The organism is Paenibacillus qinlingensis (assembly GCF_031455095.1).
Classification (GTDB): Bacteria; Bacillota; Bacilli; order Paenibacillales; family NBRC-103111; genus Paenibacillus_E; species Paenibacillus_E qinlingensis_A.
Genome location: NZ_JAVDSB010000001.1, coordinates 1,309,827 through 1,326,472, shown reverse-complemented (window position 1 = coordinate 1,326,472; position 16,646 = coordinate 1,309,827). Strand labels below are relative to the sequence as shown.

General features: G+C 43.9%; 14 protein-coding genes and 1 pseudogene. 5 read left to right on the top strand and 10 right to left on the bottom strand.

Going from position 1 to position 16,646, the window contains the following annotated elements:
• Nucleotides 1–78: 78 nt before the first annotated feature.
• Both J2736_RS06035 and J2736_RS06030 read right to left on the bottom strand, forming a co-directional pair.
• Complete coding sequence (locus J2736_RS06035) at nt 79–873, bottom strand: Nif3-like dinuclear metal center hexameric protein (RefSeq protein ID WP_310224404.1); 795 nt, start codon at nt 871–873, stop codon at nt 79–81.
• 10 nt (nt 874–883) lie between these two features.
• Nucleotides 884–1,339 (bottom strand): VOC family protein, encoded by a 456-nt coding sequence (locus J2736_RS06030; protein WP_310224403.1) that lies wholly within the window; start codon nt 1,337–1,339, stop codon nt 884–886.
• Between the two features lie 231 nt (nt 1,340–1,570).
• On the opposite strand from J2736_RS06030, the gene mreB reads away from it, so the two are divergent.
• Nucleotides 1,571–2,620: a rod shape-determining protein gene (gene mreB, locus J2736_RS06025; RefSeq protein ID WP_310224401.1), complete on the top strand. Its 1,050-nt coding sequence runs from the start codon at nt 1,571–1,573 to the stop codon at nt 2,618–2,620.
• A 124-nt stretch (nt 2,621–2,744) separates the two neighbouring features.
• On the opposite strand, the gene J2736_RS06020 is transcribed toward mreB, so the two are convergent.
• Together J2736_RS06020 and icmF are read right to left on the bottom strand one after the other, a co-directional pair.
• Nucleotides 2,745–3,512, bottom strand: a complete 768-nt coding sequence (locus J2736_RS06020) for a sugar phosphate isomerase/epimerase family protein (protein ID WP_310224400.1) — start codon at nt 3,510–3,512, stop codon at nt 2,745–2,747.
• A gap of 89 nt (nt 3,513–3,601) precedes the next feature.
• On the bottom strand, nt 3,602–6,868 hold the full coding sequence (icmF, locus tag J2736_RS06015) for a fused isobutyryl-CoA mutase/GTPase IcmF (RefSeq protein ID WP_310224399.1): 3,267 nt from the start codon (nt 6,866–6,868) through the stop codon (nt 3,602–3,604).
• A 204-nt stretch (nt 6,869–7,072) separates the two neighbouring features.
• On the opposite strand from icmF, the gene J2736_RS06010 reads away from it, so the two are divergent.
• The 4 genes and pseudogenes from J2736_RS06010 to J2736_RS05995 all read left to right on the top strand — a co-directional run bounded on the left by J2736_RS06010 (nt 7,073) and on the right by J2736_RS05995 (nt 11,692).
• Nucleotides 7,073–8,533 carry a sigma-54 interaction domain-containing protein gene (locus J2736_RS06010; protein WP_310224397.1) on the top strand — a complete coding sequence of 487 codons (1,461 nt, stop codon included), beginning with the start codon at nt 7,073–7,075 and terminating at the stop codon, nt 8,531–8,533.
• A 221-nt stretch (nt 8,534–8,754) separates the two neighbouring features.
• A complete protein-coding gene (locus J2736_RS06005; RefSeq protein WP_310224396.1) occupies nt 8,755–9,174 on the top strand; it encodes a hypothetical protein in 420 nt (139 codons plus the stop codon).
• A gap of 136 nt (nt 9,175–9,310) precedes the next feature.
• Nucleotides 9,311–10,300: pseudogene (gene kamA / locus J2736_RS06000) on the top strand (lysine 2,3-aminomutase); the annotation flags it as partial.
• Between the two features lie 498 nt (nt 10,301–10,798).
• Nucleotides 10,799–11,692 carry a DUF4238 domain-containing protein gene (locus J2736_RS05995; RefSeq protein ID WP_310224395.1) on the top strand — a complete coding sequence of 298 codons (894 nt, stop codon included), beginning with the start codon at nt 10,799–10,801 and terminating at the stop codon, nt 11,690–11,692.
• A 503-nt stretch (nt 11,693–12,195) separates the two neighbouring features.
• On the opposite strand, the gene J2736_RS05990 is transcribed toward J2736_RS05995, so the two are convergent.
• From J2736_RS05990 to J2736_RS05965, 6 genes are all read right to left on the bottom strand, one after another.
• Entirely contained in the window at nt 12,196–12,414 is a 219-nt protein-coding gene (locus J2736_RS05990) for a hypothetical protein (protein WP_310224394.1), read from the bottom strand.
• Nucleotides 12,415–12,516: 102 nt separating this feature from the next.
• Complete coding sequence (locus J2736_RS05985) at nt 12,517–12,663, bottom strand: hypothetical protein (protein WP_310224393.1); 147 nt, start codon at nt 12,661–12,663, stop codon at nt 12,517–12,519.
• A 310-nt stretch (nt 12,664–12,973) separates the two neighbouring features.
• A complete protein-coding gene (locus J2736_RS05980) occupies nt 12,974–13,426 on the bottom strand; it encodes a hypothetical protein (RefSeq protein ID WP_310224392.1) in 453 nt (150 codons plus the stop codon).
• 203 nt (nt 13,427–13,629) lie between these two features.
• Nucleotides 13,630–13,755: a hypothetical protein gene (locus tag J2736_RS05975; protein ID WP_310224391.1), complete on the bottom strand. Its 126-nt coding sequence runs from the start codon at nt 13,753–13,755 to the stop codon at nt 13,630–13,632.
• 145 nt (nt 13,756–13,900) lie between these two features.
• The gene (locus J2736_RS05970) at nt 13,901–14,104 is read right to left on the bottom strand and encodes a hypothetical protein (RefSeq protein WP_310224390.1); all 204 of its coding nucleotides are present in this window, start codon (nt 14,102–14,104) and stop codon (nt 13,901–13,903) included.
• An 83-nt stretch (nt 14,105–14,187) separates the two neighbouring features.
• Nucleotides 14,188–15,783: a phage major capsid protein gene (locus J2736_RS05965; RefSeq protein ID WP_310224389.1), complete on the bottom strand. Its 1,596-nt coding sequence runs from the start codon at nt 15,781–15,783 to the stop codon at nt 14,188–14,190.
• Between the last annotated feature and the right edge of the window lie 863 nt (nt 15,784–16,646).

The following is a 16,646-nucleotide window of genomic DNA, read 5'->3' as shown; positions in this document are numbered from 1 at the left end:
CAACTCCTCTGGTATTCATGGATTGGCAACAAAAAGAACAGGCTGCTAGGGCACCTGCTCCTGCTACTAGACACTCTTTTAGCCTATTTGGAATATAGGACGTTCTTTGATGTAATGAACAGGAATATCAGGATAACGGGAAGTCAGTCTATCCGCCAAAAGTTTCATCCCTGGTTCTTCACTCTCAGCATGACCTAGAACGATTAATGCTTTATGCTTTCCTTGGTAAACAGCGTCCCTTACATATTCAGGCGTTTCCCATTCCGGACCTTCCCCGTAAATAACGAGATCAAGTTGTTCCTTGGCAAAAAGCGGAAGCACGTTCTGAGCTCCACCTCGATAACCCGCGAGCAGCCCTATTTTCGAACACTCCAACCCCAATTCACCTACTACTCTTACATACGGTATATCGAGGCATTTCTTCACATGTTCTACTAGGCCACTTACCGTTTCAGTAGGAATATGCAGGACGGAAGAAGCCGCATGATGCTCCTTTACGAAAGACAGCCAATTGAGTGATTGAATCAGCCCTTCCGTAACCCCATCAGGTTTATACCGATGATAATAATCATGAAATCGAAATAGCGCGATACCCGATGCTTCAAGAACCTGTCGTTTTTCCTCATAGATAGGATCCTTATGCAGAAAGGCCGTATCATCATGATGCGAGAAGAAAGCTCCCTCGTGAGCAACGATGAGATTCGCCCCTCGCGCTTTAGCTTGCTCGATAACATATTGTGTAGGCATGAAGGCCGTAACGATGCCCGTCACCTCTGTGTCCGGATGGCCGAATTTCAACGTATCTACGGTCTGATCGAGCCTTCCTACTGGGGCAATTAACGATTCGATAACGGTTTGTATTTGAACACGCATGGATTGTCCCTCATTTATCTTGTATTTGCCGCATCGCACCAAGAACTAAATTGTACCCGTCTGGATCTTGTATGTAGGCATTTTTGAACTCCCAATTTCCATGTGCCCCCGTAAAGGGCTCCGTTGCAATCCTTCCACCTTTGCCACGCACTTCTTCAATCAACGCGTCCAAATCTTCCCAAGTTACATGAATAAAGGTATCCCATGCCTGGTCCGGGCCTTCCCATTCAGTCGGATAATCGGAACGCTTTTGCGATACACGATTTGGCTGCACATCTTCGATAGAAACGGCTTGTTGTAAAAGAAAGCACATATGATCGCGCTCAGCATGGCCCCATTCGTCAATCTTGCAACCCAGAACATCCCTGTAGTAGGCTTGCGATCTCCCTAAGTTGGAGACCAATCTAACCTGAATGGTTTGACCGAATTTCGCTCTCTGATTTACTGCAATCTGTTGTTCAAACATTGTCGAGTTCTCCCTTCGTTCTCAAAGTAAGTCGTAGCATAGTATATTCTGACTCATACCATAATTCCCCTTTTTAATCATAGATCCATGCTGCGATACAACTCCAAAAAAGTGGTTTATCCTGGTAATTACGATGCAACCCTCTGAAAACTGCAAACGAACAAGAATACTATACAGACGTGAATACCACCTCCAAGCTGCGCCTTACTACAATCTAAGGAGGAATAAGTAATGTTCAAACAGTTCGATAAATTATATGGGATTGATTTAGGTACTTCTAACACTGTTATTTTTGAAAAAGGAAAAGGTATTGTGCTCAACGAGCCATCCGTCGTCGCTTTTAACCTACAAACGGGTGAATTACTAGCGGCAGGAACGGAAGCACAAGCGATGATTGGTCGAGCACCTGCTCATGTGGAGATCACGTACCCTTTAATCAATGGCGTCATTGCTAATTTTGACAAGACAAGCATCATGTTGAAATATTTCATTAAAAAAATTCAAGGCAGATCCTCGTTTTTGCGCAGTTCACAGATTTACATCACAGTTCCTTGTGGTATAACAAACGTCCAGAAGCGTGCAATTGAAGAAACCATTGTTCACAAGGGAGCTAAGAAAGCGATCGCAGTTGAGGAGCCGCTTGCCGCAGCGCTTGGAGCTGGACTTATGCTCGAGGAACCCATTGGCCATTTGGTACTCGATATCGGTGGAGGCACCTGTCAAGTAGCCGTTTTGTCCCTTGGAGGTATTGTCGCAAGTCATACGATTAACCAGGGGGGGCTCTCGATCGATCGTGACATCATGGATTATGTGAAGCGGCAGTATAACCTAGAAATTGGAGAACGAACCGCTGAACAGATTAAAATGGAAATTGGAACTGCCAGCACTTCAACGGAGGAGCGAACGTTAGATATTCGTGGTCGTGATCTAGTTGATGGATTACCCCGTTCCATTCGATTGGTCTCCAGTGAAATTTACACCGTCGTCAATGAATTCTTAGGGTCACTTATTGAAGCGATTCGAGCTACCTTGGAGCTCTGCCCACCGGAGCTTGCGGGTGATGTCATGGAGCAAGGGATATTGCTTTGTGGTGGTGGCGCCTTGTTGGAAGGGATCGATGAACGGATTCGTGCCGAGACTGGCGTTGCCGTGCATATCGCGGATCAACCGCTCATCTGTACAGCTTTGGGGACAGGTCAGATGCTTGGCGTATACAAATCCAAAAGCAGACCCCTCACACATGAACGTGAACCTGAAGAAAAGATAGCGGTCAGTCAATAGAAAAAGCTTAGTCTGGAGGCATCTGCCTGTGGACTAAGCTTTTTTTGTTAATTACGACTTCCCATCCATAGTTTCTCCCGTCCAGAGTGGGATAATCACATTGATCTCGTACCTAGAAGTTGAGTTAACCCTTCATTCCTAATTTGGCAAGATTGTTATAGCTAATCTCCAAGCTTTCGAAAGGATTACGGTCATAACAGTCATCCTGCTCTACTGCTGCCCACTCTACGCCAATTTCCTCGCAAGCTTGAATAATGCCTTTGAAATTCATGTTTCCTTCACCAATCTCAGCAAAACGTTGCTTGCGATCATGGGTGATCATCATATCTTTGAAATGCACGACTTTCATTCGTCCATCCACTTTGCGGATCCACTCGATCGGATCTGCGCCGCCTGCTTGCACCCAATAGACATCTAATTCAAAATCCACAGCTTGTGGATCAGACTCTTCTAATAAAATATCCATGCCTGTTTTCCCATCATATTTGGCGAATTCGAAATCATGATTATGATAAATAAACTGTAAACCTGCACTTTTCAACTGTCTGCCAAATTCAGAGGCTTGCGTAGCAAATGTTGCGTAACCTTGTCTATTTTCCCGAAATTCCGTAGGTAAACCGCCTAACCCTACGTATTTGCAATCCCACGCCAAATGCTTCTCAATAACGGAATCCATATCATGTAACAAATCATTGTAACCGATGTGAGTTGCACAAATGGTCAGGCCTGCCTGATCCGTAAGCGCTTTAAATTCATGAATACCGATGGGACCAACACCTGATGCTTGTACGGAATTGTACCCCATTTGCTTTACTTTCTTCAAGCTCTCACTAATGGTCTCTGGTGTTTGTAGAAAGCTGCGAAGCGTATACAGTTGTGTTGCGATTTTCATTTCTCTCACTCCATTCAATTAATTTAGTTCTCTACATATATATCATGGAATGAGAGGAAGGGCTATATAAATCTATTAACTTTTTTAATTTACATATTCCTGCGGTACTGCCCTCCTATTTCATATAATGTTGCTGTAATCTGTCCTAACGAAGCAACTTTAACCGTTTCCATTAGTTCTTCAAAAAGGTTCCCCTGTTGACACGCTGCTAGCTTTAATCGTTCTAGTGCAGCCGGGCAGAACGATTGGTGTTGCTCCTTGAAAGCTTGCAAGCCGAGAATCTGTGACTCTTTCTCCTCCATCGTTGAGCGTGCGAGTTCAATTTCAACTGCAGAACTATCCAAATGAGGTTTTACGAATGTGTTTACGCCAATTATCGGCAACTCTCCAGAATGTTTCTTGTGTTCATAGGTGAGCGATTCATCTTGAATTTTACCACGTTGATAGTGTGTTTCCATGGCACCAAGCACACCGCCACGAGCATGTATGCGCTCAAATTCAGCTAAAACGGCTTCCTCCACGAGATCGGTCAAATCTTCTACAAGATAGGCTCCTTGCAGCGGATTCTCATTCTTCGTTAATCCAAACTCCTTATTAATGATCAATTGGATTGCCATGGCTCTGCGGACTGAATTCTCAGTAGGCGTCGTAATCGCTTCATCATAGGCATTCGTATGCAAAGAGTTGCAATTATCGTAGATGGCAATGAGTGCCTGTAGACTTGTTCGTATATCATTAAAATCCATTTCTTGCGCATGCAAAGAGCGTCCAGATGTTTGAATATGGTATTTCAGCTTCTGACTTCTTTCATTGCCGCCATAACGATATCGAACGACAATTGACCATATGCGACGCGCGACTCTCCCCATGACCGTATATTCAGGATCAAGACCATTACTGAAAAAATAAGAAAGATTCGGCGCAAAATCGTCAATTCGCATGCCACGGCTCAAATAATATTCCAAATAGGTAAAGCCATTGGCCAATGTAAAAGCTAACTGTGTGATGGGGTTCGCCCCTGCTTCCGCAATATGATAGCCGCTTATGCTTACAGAGTAGTAGTTGCGCACATGATGATCAATGAAATATTGCTGCATATCACCCATCATTTTCAAGGCAAACTCAGTTGAAAAAAGGCACGTATTCTGACCTTGGTCTTCTTTTAAAATATCGGCCTGGACAGTCCCTCGAACCGTTTGGAGTGTCCACGCTTTGATTTGCGCATACTCCTCGTCACTTGGTTGACTACCCTTATGTTGAACAAACTTCTCCACTTGCTGCCCAATCGCCGTATTCAAGTACATGGCCAAAATTATGGGCGCCGGTCCATTGATGGTCATTGATACGCTTGTAGATTGATGGCACAAGTCGAATCCATCGAACAGCTTTTGCATATCCGGTAACGTGCAGACATTTACACCGCTATTTCCGATTTTCCCATAAATATCAGGGCGGTAGTCCGGATCTTGGCCATATAATGTTACACTATCAAAAGCCGTTGATAATCGTTTCGCCTCCTCATTTTGGCATAAATAGTGGAATCGACGATTGGTGCGCTCAGGCGTACCTTCTCCGGCAAATTGGCGTTTTGGATCCTCACTCGTCCGTTTAAATGGAAATACACCAGCTGTATAAGGAAAGTAGCCTGGCAGATTTTCCATCAACAGCCATCGAAGGAGATCCCCGTCATCTGCGTACCGAGGTAAACTGACTTTTGGAATCTTTGTTCCGGAGAGTGACTCGGTATACATCGGTACTTTCAGCTCTCGGTCGCCAACCTTGCTGATTCGTTCATCTTGCTGATAGGATTGTCGAATTTGCGGCCATTCTTGAAGCAGCTTGTTGCAAGCAGGATCCATCAGGCTTGTATAATGAGCAATGCGTTCCTCCAGCATGTTCATGAACAGCAGTGAATCTACTTCTTTTCCTATAAGATCAGACATTAGTACGTCTTTTGTTCCACGCAGCTGGTAGAGCTTTCGGGCTACTTTCGTCTGCTCATCTGTGAACTTTTTATATTGTCGGATCGATTGCACAATCTCGCTGAGGTAGCCGGCGCGGTCTGACGGTATGATAACATTCTGTGTAGTAGCAGGCTGCCTATTCGTAATTTCGGTCACTGGCCAATCGCCGCTTGTTTTACTAGAGATGACCTTCATGAGTTTGGCAAATAACCTATGTGTACCAGGATCGTTAAATTGACTAGCAATCGTACCGAATACAGGAAGTTCATGGGCGGGTGTGTGAAATAACCCATGGCTGCGCTGAAACTGCTTGCGAACATCGCGCATAGCATCTTCCGAGCCGCGACGGTCGAACTTATTGATGACAATGATATCTGCGAAATCGATCATGTCTATTTTTTCCAACTGCGTTGCGGCGCCAAATTCACTCGTCATTACATAGAGTGACACATCGCATAGCTCAACGATTGCTGAATCGCCTTGCCCGATGCCGCTCGTTTCCACCATCACCATATGGTAACCGGCAGCCTGGAGGACTTGTATGGCTTCTTTCGTAGCTAGACTTAATTCTGACTTAGCCCCCCGAGTTGCTAAGCTTCGCATATAGACCCGTGGGCTGTTGATGGCATTCATTCGGATTCGATCACCAAGAAGAGCGCCGCCCGTTTTCATTTTCGAAGGATCAATAGAGATGATCGCAATGCTTTTATCCGGGTATTGCTGCAGATAGCGCCTTACCAGCTCATCCGTTAATGTACTTTTGCCTGCTCCACCTGTCCCCGTAATCCCGATAACAGGAGCGATAGCGGCTGACGTTTGTAAGTTGCTTAAAATAGGTAACATTGGCGCTATGGGTCCACTTCCAGCGCCTTTTTCAGCTGCCGTAATGGCACTGGCCATGACTGCCCATAAACTTTCTAAGGGTATCGGGAGTTCCTCCGGAAGTTGCCTTGGTGTTAGCTTGTCTACGGCTAGAATCATGTAATTGATCATGCCTTGTAATCCCATTTCCCGGCCATCATCTGGTGAAAAAATTTTAGCAATCCCATATTGCTCTAAGAATCGGATCTCAGAGGGAACAATGACACCTCCGCCACCTGCAAAAACTTGAATATGGCTTGCACCCTTTTGCTGAAGAAGATCATACATATACGTCAAATATTCCATATGTCCGCCTTGATATGTGCTAATTGCGATCCCTTGCACATCTTCTTGAATCGCAGCGTGGACAACCTCATCAACCGATCGATTATGACCTAGATGAATCACTTCAACGCCTGATGCTTGCAAAATCCTTCGAATAATATGAATGGTAGCATCATGTCCATCAAACAAAGCCGCCGCCGTAACAAACCTTACTGGATTCTTGGGCCGATAAACGTGTGTGTTCACAGGAAACCCACCTTCTCAGTGTGACGTCGTAGTCTTCTAGATTATGTTTTATCCGATTTCTATGCAGTTTACCTAAGATTCATGTGCTTACTTACTACCACGGGCAAGCAAATCTCTTGTTCGTTCAAGGTCATTTTTCTTGGTCACCACTCATAAGCTGTTAATTGAACCACGGAACCACTCTTCATGAGGCGGGTGAACATAATGTCCAAGCATGATGATCATGGTGCGAAGTATTTTGAGAATATGTTGAATATCATTGATGTCGGTGTTCATCTGATTGATAACAAGGGAATCACTATTTTTTATAATGAGAAAATGGCTGAAACGGATGGTTTTAAGCGTGAACAAGTTGTGGGGAAGAACGTCTTTGACCTCTTTCCCTCACTCACGAATGAAACGAGCACTTTTATGAAAGTACTGCAAACTGGCATTGAAATACGGGAGAAAATTCAAACGTACGTGAGTGTAACAGGGAAACGAATCACAACCATTAACAGTACGTATCCGATCATCGAGAACGAAGAAATCATTGGTGCCTTAGAAGTGGCCAAGGATATCACCAGCATTGTCCATTTGCACGATCAGATCCTAGATCTCAGGCATCAAATTTACGAATCCCCGTCCAAAGATAAGAAAACCACGAGTTCTGCTCGCTACCATTTCAGTGACTTAATCGGCACAAGTGACTCCTTCCAGCAAACCATTGCTTTTGCCAAAAAAGCTTCCCGTACTAGCTCACCTGTGCTCCTGTCGGGACCTACTGGCACGGGGAAGGAATTGTTCGCTCAGAGCATACACAATGCCGGTGCCCGTCGCAGCAAACTGTTTATTGCTCAGAACTGTGCTGCAGTTCCAAATGAACTGATGGAAGGTATTATGTTCGGCACAGCTAGAGGCGCATTTACTGGCGCTATCGATCGTGCGGGATTATTTGAACAAGCGAACGGTGGCACGCTTTTCCTCGATGAGTTGAATAGTCTTGATTTATTCCTGCAAGCCAAATTATTGCGTGTTCTGCAAGACGGGCTCGTTCGCAGGGTTGGTGGAAGTCATGAACAACAAGTTGATGTCCGTATCATCACAGCCATGAATATTGACCCTAAAGAAGCGTTAACCAAAGGATTACTAAGAAGCGATCTTTATTATCGGCTCAATGTCGTCAATTTGCAGCTCCCTCCACTCTTGCATAGAAAAGATGACATTCCACTACTCACTTCACATTTTATCGAAAAATTTAATGGGTTATTTGGCATGAAAATAAGTGGTATTTCCCCATCCGCATTGGCTCGCTTAATGAACTATCATTGGCCAGGCAATATACGGGAACTTAGTCATGCCATTGAATCCACCTACAATATGATGGAACTGGAATGTGAATGGATTGAAGAAGGGCACCTCCCTGCCTACCTCATGGGAAATGCTAGCTTAACCACAACGCTTTCCCTACCTGCCACGATGTGGCGTAATGAACCAGATGCTATCGCAACGGGCCGATTAACGGATAAAGTGAAGCAAATGGAAAAGGAGACCATTGCGGATGCGCTAGCTTTTCATCAATACAACATCACACTAACCGCGCAAGCGCTAGGTATAAAACGGCAAGCCTTACAGTATAAATTGAACCGTTATGGTATTGTGAGGAAACCTTCATTGGGAAACTGAATAGGAAGAATCTATGAAATTGCACAATGAATTAAGAAGAATATACGAAATTGCACAATGAATTAAGAAGAATCTATGAATCTACCAATCTTCTTCAAAAAAAATGCAAAACGACAACGATTTTCGAGCAACATCACTCTTCAAATCCTTTACGATATTAAAAAGGGATTCATAGAGAGACTAGATACTCTTGAAATCCATTCGTTAAAGGAGGAAGTAACGTGGCAACCAAAGTAATCAGTGATGAAGAATTGATGCTTCTGTTATCCCCCATTTGCCAAACCACTGCCAACGAATTACAAAAAAAGCCAAAACTTACAATGAAATTATTATATGAACTTATTAAAAAACTCAAAGAAGAAAACATGATCCTCACAGATCGTTTGACTGAATATGAACACAAAATCGATCTGTTGCTGGATAGTAAAAGCGAAGTTGCTGCCAGCCTAGCGTTGCCGCTTCTGGAAGAGCGTGGCACGGCAATTGAGATCAGCTCTCAACCTATTTCCGTACCACCGTCGAGTTATCTCGTCCCTCGTTCCATTCGTCACCCAGAGAAGAAAAAAACACCCATGTGGTTTTTATTTGTGAAATCGTCTGTTCGGTTTCTGTTTCGGCGACGGAGGGGCGTTCTTTTTTAGACATGTTGGCATAAAAGTATTGAACTCAAGTCAATGGGCTTGAGTTTTTTTTCATTTTCCCCGTGTTTCGTGGAAAGTTGGCATCCTTCTTGCATCTTACTCTACGTGAGAAGATATCCATGCTGGAGGTGCAATAATGGAACAACGACGTGACTGGAAGCACATTGCATTATGGCAGAACGTAACAGATGAACAATGGAATGATTGGCTTTGGCAGCTGACGCATACCATTCGCACGTTAGATGATTTGAAAAAAGTCGTCCATCTAACCCCTGAGGAAGAAGAAGGCGTTCGCATTTCGACGCAAACGATTCCTTTAAATATTACGCCTTACTACGCCTCTTTAATGAATCCGAATGACCCGCGATGCCCGATTCGCATGCAATCCGTCCCTATTTCCGCTGAATTATTGAAAACGAAATATGATCTTGAGGATCCACTTTTTGAGGATGAAGATTCCCCTACTCCAGGACTTACACATCGCTACCCTGATCGGGTGCTATTCTTGGTAACGAATCAATGTTCGATGTACTGCAGATATTGCACGCGTCGCCGCTTCTCCGGCCAAGTGGGGATGGGAGTACCCAAGAAGCAATTGGACGATGCGATCGCTTATATTCGCAATACGCCAGAAGTGAGAGATGTTCTGCTTTCAGGCGGGGACGGATTGTTAATTAATGACAATATTTTAGAGTATATTTTGAAAAATTTGCGGGCGATTCCCCATGTGGAAATCATTCGAATTGGCACTCGGGCTCCTGTCGTATTCCCGCAACGAATTACAGAAAATTTGTGTAACATCATTAAGAAATATCACCCTGTATGGTTGAATACACATTTTAATCATCCACTGGAAATTACGGAAGAAGCCAAAAAGTCCTGCGAAATGCTAGCCAACGCCGGCGTTCCGCTAGGGAATCAATCCGTGATTTTAGCTGGTATCAACGACAGCACCTATATTATGAAGAAACTTATGCATGATTTGGTCAAAATGCGAGTGCGCCCGTATTACATCTACCAATGTGATTTGTCCGAAGGTATCGGTCATTTCCGAGCTCCTGTTTCGAAGGGCCTTGAAATTATTGAAGCTCTCCGCGGCCATACTTCCGGGTATGCTGTGCCAACCTTATGTTTTATTTGACGCGTGAATGTCAAAAGAAAAAGCAACGGTTTTTAGTTGACCCGTTGCCCCGATTTATAAAGGTTTATAAGTGCTTGTGCAAATAGCTGATAGTTCGGTGTATTAATCTCTCTGACCGTTCCCTTGGGTCTCTGCTTGTTCATGATGCCACTCCCTTTCAAGGTTGGTAATATATGATATGAATTCAACAGTTTGTCTGATCACGCACCTTTGCATTTAGGACACTTCTTATCTTTCGCAGTCTTCTTATATGAGCAGAAATCCACCAGTTTCACTTGTACGTTTGCATTCATGTCGTCCCGCTCCCTCTGTCGTTTTGTCCCTCTATACAAACAATCACGACGAGAAAGGGATTTTCACAAAAGCAATGCGAAAAAAGCCCCTCTCCACAATGGGAAATAGGCTCTTCGAAAACTAAAAAGTTCTAATTCAATGAACTGTGTTAAAATGGAAATATTGTGACAGTAATTGGAGGATTTTCTTATGTACAAAAAACAACATTGGATTCCTCGCTGCTACCTTGAAGCTTGGTGTGATAGCGATATTCCTGACGGTTATGCCCCTTACGTATGGCTTTATTCTAGAGACTGGAATAGTTCAAAAAAGAAAGCACCAGAAAATATCTTCACCGAAAATGACATGTATACGATAAAGTTAGAAAACGGCGAACGCAATTTATCGATTGAACACGGACTCTCTGGTTTAGAAACTGAATTCGCAAAAGTAATCCAAAATAAAGTCTTAAGGAACCAACCACTCAACCTAGATGAACGTATGATTCTGTGTGCCTTTGTGTCAGCTACTCACGAACGAACCCCTTCAAAAAGGGATCATTTACAGAATCAGTGGCAAAAAGTACAAAATAAAATGGAAATCATTAAAAAGGGTTTCGAACAAGCCACTCCAGATCAAAAAAATGCAATGATGCAATTTGGGCGAGCAACTGATGGACCAAGTTACTCGATGGATGATGTTATAAGAATAGCAGAACATCCCCTTCAAGAGATGATGGTGCCAACAATACAAGCACAAACCTCGATATTGATGAGAATGAATTTGACTATTTTACATTCAATCAGCAAAGCCAGATTTTTAACGTCAGATAATCCATGCGTATTTTTTGATGCCGAGGCTAAAAATCGACCATTAATGTATAGAGGTGTGGGCTTAGGATATGAAACAGTAGAGATAACTTTGCCTGTAACTCCTCAACATGCTTTATTGCTTAGCTGGAGAGATATCCCCCAGAATGTAGAATTTACGAGGAAGAAAGTCGAAAGCTTAAATCAAAGAACTTGGCATTATGCCTCTGAATTTGTTGTATCTAATTCGTATTTACACAAACCCGAATGGATTGCTGAGGAATTAGGCATTTGACTGCTCAAACCTGACCCTAAATGGTTGGGATCTTTTTCATTATGCAATTGAGAATAATTCTCACAATTTGCGATTAAGGGAATTCTTTTTGAACGGGGTACAGAGTGCGGTGGTGGAATAGCCCCCCCTCTTTCGATATGAGGTGTAGGGGGGATGAAAGGCAAGTCACTCACTAATAGTAAGTGCCTGTCATCTTATGTGACATGCTTGACCCGATCATTTCTATGACTGTGTAAGGATTGCCAAGAGAAGCATGATCATAGCAGGACACTTTGTTAATGTGTAGACCCACTATTCCCATGCCCCTCCCAGTACCTTTGATCGTAACGACATTGTTCACATCACCTGTCTAGGTATTGGTATAGGTCAGTACTCCCCCTATACCCTACCTCGTACCACCTTATCAATTGCTCTACAGATAGCTTGCTTCTCAAGTTCTGTATCATGTTCCATAGCCATCCACGTCAACAGGGATGTCAAGCAGACAATAAGGATCCAAGTTATTACCATGCCCCATCCCACCCGCTCTCTTGATCGTCATATCTGTGCCTATCTTCCTCGTCAAAATCTGGCTTGTCTTCATCGTGATAGTAGTCACGGTTCACTTCTTGCTTATTCTCCTTTTCAAAAGCTAATTTCTCAAAAGCTAATCTCTCGAATATTAATCTTTCACTTATCAAATACTTTACATTGATCGTCATTGCCACGAACTCTCTAGCCATCGATACCACCCCTTTTTTGTGTTTTAAAACCCTTGCCACCCCTTGGAAGGGGATTGTGCCTATCTGGTCAAAAGTGATTTGAAAGTGCCGTATAAGTGCCCTCTAGAGGATGTTAAAATTTTCGCCAATGACCAGACCATCTTGTGCAAGGATCTTGACAATCTCTAGACAGCCCGCGTCAAAGGTCTGGGCAGTTGGATAAAAGTGGTGGATCTTACTTGTGCTGAAAATTAGAACCGATATCATCATTACTGTTGACCTCCGTTGATCAGAATTGTGAAGCCAGTTACAAAAAGTTTTTAAAACAAGTAGCACCCGAACCACGCTCTGGGCAAGGGATTGGGGCATATATGTTACTGATTACCAAAAGGAAGTATACTTTTAAATAAATAATATATTATAGGGGAGCGGAATACGGGAACGCTCTATAGAGACTCTCCAGACCTTTGTACTTCCTTTTTGTGAAATAGTTACAGAATCCTTGAAAGCCTTGTGGCAGTAGGTCTGTAGCCTGTTACCACCTTTGAAAACGAGTAAAAAGTATGCTGTAAATCACGATCTAACACTTGCCACAATGACATTGGAACAAGATGCTCTTGACCATTGAATACGGTGACAGGTAGTGTTCTTGACCGTGCGGGCAAGTGAACAGGTACTTCTCTTTCAAACCTTTCAAGATGCCCTTGCTGAAGTCCAATGGTTCTTCTTGTTTCAGCTTGTGACGTTTGACCTCTCTGTCAAAATCCTTGACCATTTGCTCATGTCCGTGGAGTCTCAACAGATGACATGTTTTGCATCCTGCTTTCTTGCTCACAAAGTCATTTGGTTTGATCTCAATGTCATGAGCATTTTTACACGTTCCTTTGATCTTCTGGGACGTTGAATGGTATGCGCCCACTAATATGAACCCAGTCTCTTCAAGACGATCACACAGTTTGTCAACAGCTTTCCTGACACCTTGATTGGTCATGTCAACAGAATTGACCAGTTTGATACCTCGATGATGAATCATAATCTCGTTCTCTCCTTTGATTTTGAATTGGCTGTCAGATGCCCTCAGATCAACGAAGTTGATGAAACGGGCACTAGGCTTACTTTTAAAAAGATAATCGATTGTAGGTCAACTCCCCATCGGAGAAGGTAGTATTCAAGAGCATTCAAGAGAATTCGGAAGTTAAAAATGCCGTTTTTCGGCTCACTCTCCACGGAGATGGGTCACTTTTTCGGCTTTTTCTCAGCTTGCGCTTTGGCATACTCTTCACGGGTCAAATTACCGTTGATCTTGGTTGCTTGGCTCATCTCTTGATCCTCCTCTGACTGTCTATTTCGGCTTGAACACAATTGATGCAGATCCCCTGCCTATAGCTGTCCATGTACTTCAATCTGTGTGTTCCATTGCAATGGAAACAGAACTCGCCTTTTATGGGATCCACTCCCCACCAACCATTTTTCCACTCGTCCTCGTGACGTTCCAGTTTGCTGACACTCATTGCTCAGAACCTCCAAGTAGTGCCTTGAGACGTGTATGTCTTTTCAAGATATACCCAACGTGCCCCTGAGTGACCCCGAACTCTTTGCCAAGTGCTGTCTGACTCTCACCCTTGTGACCCCGTGCGTAAATTTCTCTTACCTGCTCGTCTGTGATTTTGCAATTTCCGTGCAGTTTTTTTGCGTCCTGCCTTTTCGTCATTATCGTATCTCCTCTGTATGGATATCTTTGATTTTTGTGAAAATAAAGAGTCGACCCGTTGAAGGATCGACCCAGTGTGGAAATTACTTACCCAAAAGAACAGCAAACTTGGAAGGATCCCCGACCACGCTGTCTAGTTCTTGGAAGCACACGACACCCGTTTGGTAGCTATCCGCGTAACGCTCTTGAAGAACTTTCACTTGAACGTCAGTTGTGAACTTCACGTCAAGACCAGAGAAATCACCGTAGTAGATTCCGCGGGCATTTAGTGCCAATGTTGCAGGCATTTGGTCACTAAGCATGACGGGTTTCCCAAATAGGCGAAGACCACCATCTTCTGCAATACCGCTGTCATCACCACTGATCAGAAGCTGACCAGATGCACCTGTAAGGGAACGAATCGCAGTCCACACTTGCGGGGACATTAACCATGCGCTATTGGCTTGATGGATCTGAGGAACTTTCATTTGAAGACCGATCAAATCTGTGACAGTCTTTGCATCGATCACCGCTGTTGTGCTGTTGGTAGAAGTAGCTGTTACAGTAACACCACTCTTCAAGCCCTTCAGCTTTGCACCAGTCTCTTGGATGATCTCTTTTTCAAGAAATAGAGCCAATGATAAACCGATTTGACGGATGATGATCGGGACAACATCTAAATCTGTACGATTGATTAGGCTGTTCGAAACCTTTGTCAAAGCACCTAGAATGTAGTTTGTCAGCTTCGGCCCAGTGAATTGACCGCCTGTGTCATTTACTGGAGTACCTTCCTGAACGTACTCGAACACATGTGCAGTGTAGTCGTATGCAGGAAGCTGAAGATCACCCTTCACGTTCCAGATCGTAGCTTTTGCCAAGATCGGGGACACGTTCTTTGCTACTTCGATGATTCGATTTGCAACGGAAACAGGAATTACTGAACCATTAGTCCCTGCCGTCAATGCACGACCTTCTACCGCGTCTGTACGGTTCTTCTTAACCAATGCTAGGAATGCTTGGTCATCCAATTTACGTGCTTCTAGTTCTGCGTTCTGTGCTACATCTTTGACTACTGTCATGATTTCAAAACCCCTTTTCTCATCTTCGATTTGTAATTTGATTTCGATTTGTTCAACCGTTTCTAACAAGTCATTGCGACGTTCGTGTAATTCTTTGGCACTCATTTCTTCAATGTCTTTCATTTCCTTAACCTCCGTTGTTCTGATTTCGAGATCGTCCGAGCCATCTCGCTGCTCAATTGTGGTGCCGTAATATGCAGGAGTTACGTCCAAGATCGATACCTCGACCAAGTCCAAATCCTTCACATATCGGCGGTTAGGAGTAGAATTTTGCCATTCTGAATCCTTGGCGTGGAAGCCAAACGACCAACCTGTCAATTTCCCATCCTTTGCTCTCTGTACGACTTCCTCGTCTGTGACAGTGGCTTCGGCTCGTAGTCCGATCACGTCCTCGTAAAGTTCAAGAGAACCCTCCTGAGTGCTTCCTAATCGCCTATCCTGTTTATGGTTAAACAGTAGATCAACATTGGATGCTCTACTCAATGCTTGGTCAAATGCTTTGGGCATAATTTGCTCAATGAATTTCCCACGCTTTTCATCGCTCAATGTACGGCTGTCTCTCTGAGTTACATTGACGTAACCGGAAATCTTGACCGAATCATTTCTGATTTCTAATTTCACTTGCTCACCCCCGTGGTTCTATTTGCCGTGCTATTCGATTTTTTGTTTGCGATTGTCGGTTGAAATTGTATAGCGGTCTTTATCCGCTCCGTAACGGCACGACACTCTAATAGATTTGTCATGAATCGTTAGTGCAGAGGACAAATGCAGAAAGAACCCAATCCAATAAGGAATGAGTTTACAGAATTGCGTTTAAAAGAAATGACCCTCCAATGAATCCGAAGCACTGGAGAGCCGTACCTATTACTAGGCGATGAAAGTGGATGGTACGTTTTTATGACAAGGTGTACCAGACCTCAGGCATGTAAGCTTTCAAATATGGGAACATGCACTCAGAAAACCACCGTACGGGTCAGTAGGTGACGCCCGTCTGCCATCCGAACTAGGTGTCGGCTACCTGAGAGTTTTACTAAACACGGAAGACTCACAACATGTCCTACTATCGTGTAGGCAACGCTAATAGAAAAGACGCAACGCCTTTGACGAGATGGAAGACCGAGCGTAACTCAATACGCAGTCGGTATCCTTTCTGCTTCACTCTGTGATCTAGTCACATGTAGAGGTATCAGCGTAATCATCGAACAAAACCTAGTGGCGTACAAAGGTGGTGGATTCATGCCCACCATGGGTAAGCACCTTGGATCAGATGCTGACCTAGCTGGGGACAAATCTTTGAAAAGAACAAATTCACCCTTGAAGGTGGTGCAATGACAAGTCACACCCTACAAGACACCAGAAACTGATGTCCTGTTAGCTGAACGTCATTGTTTAGATCTCAGGAGCACCGTGTTCCCGTTGGTGGTCATTGATCACTCTAAGAAGATGTTCCAATCGATCGTACTTGTATGAAGCAATTGCATCGA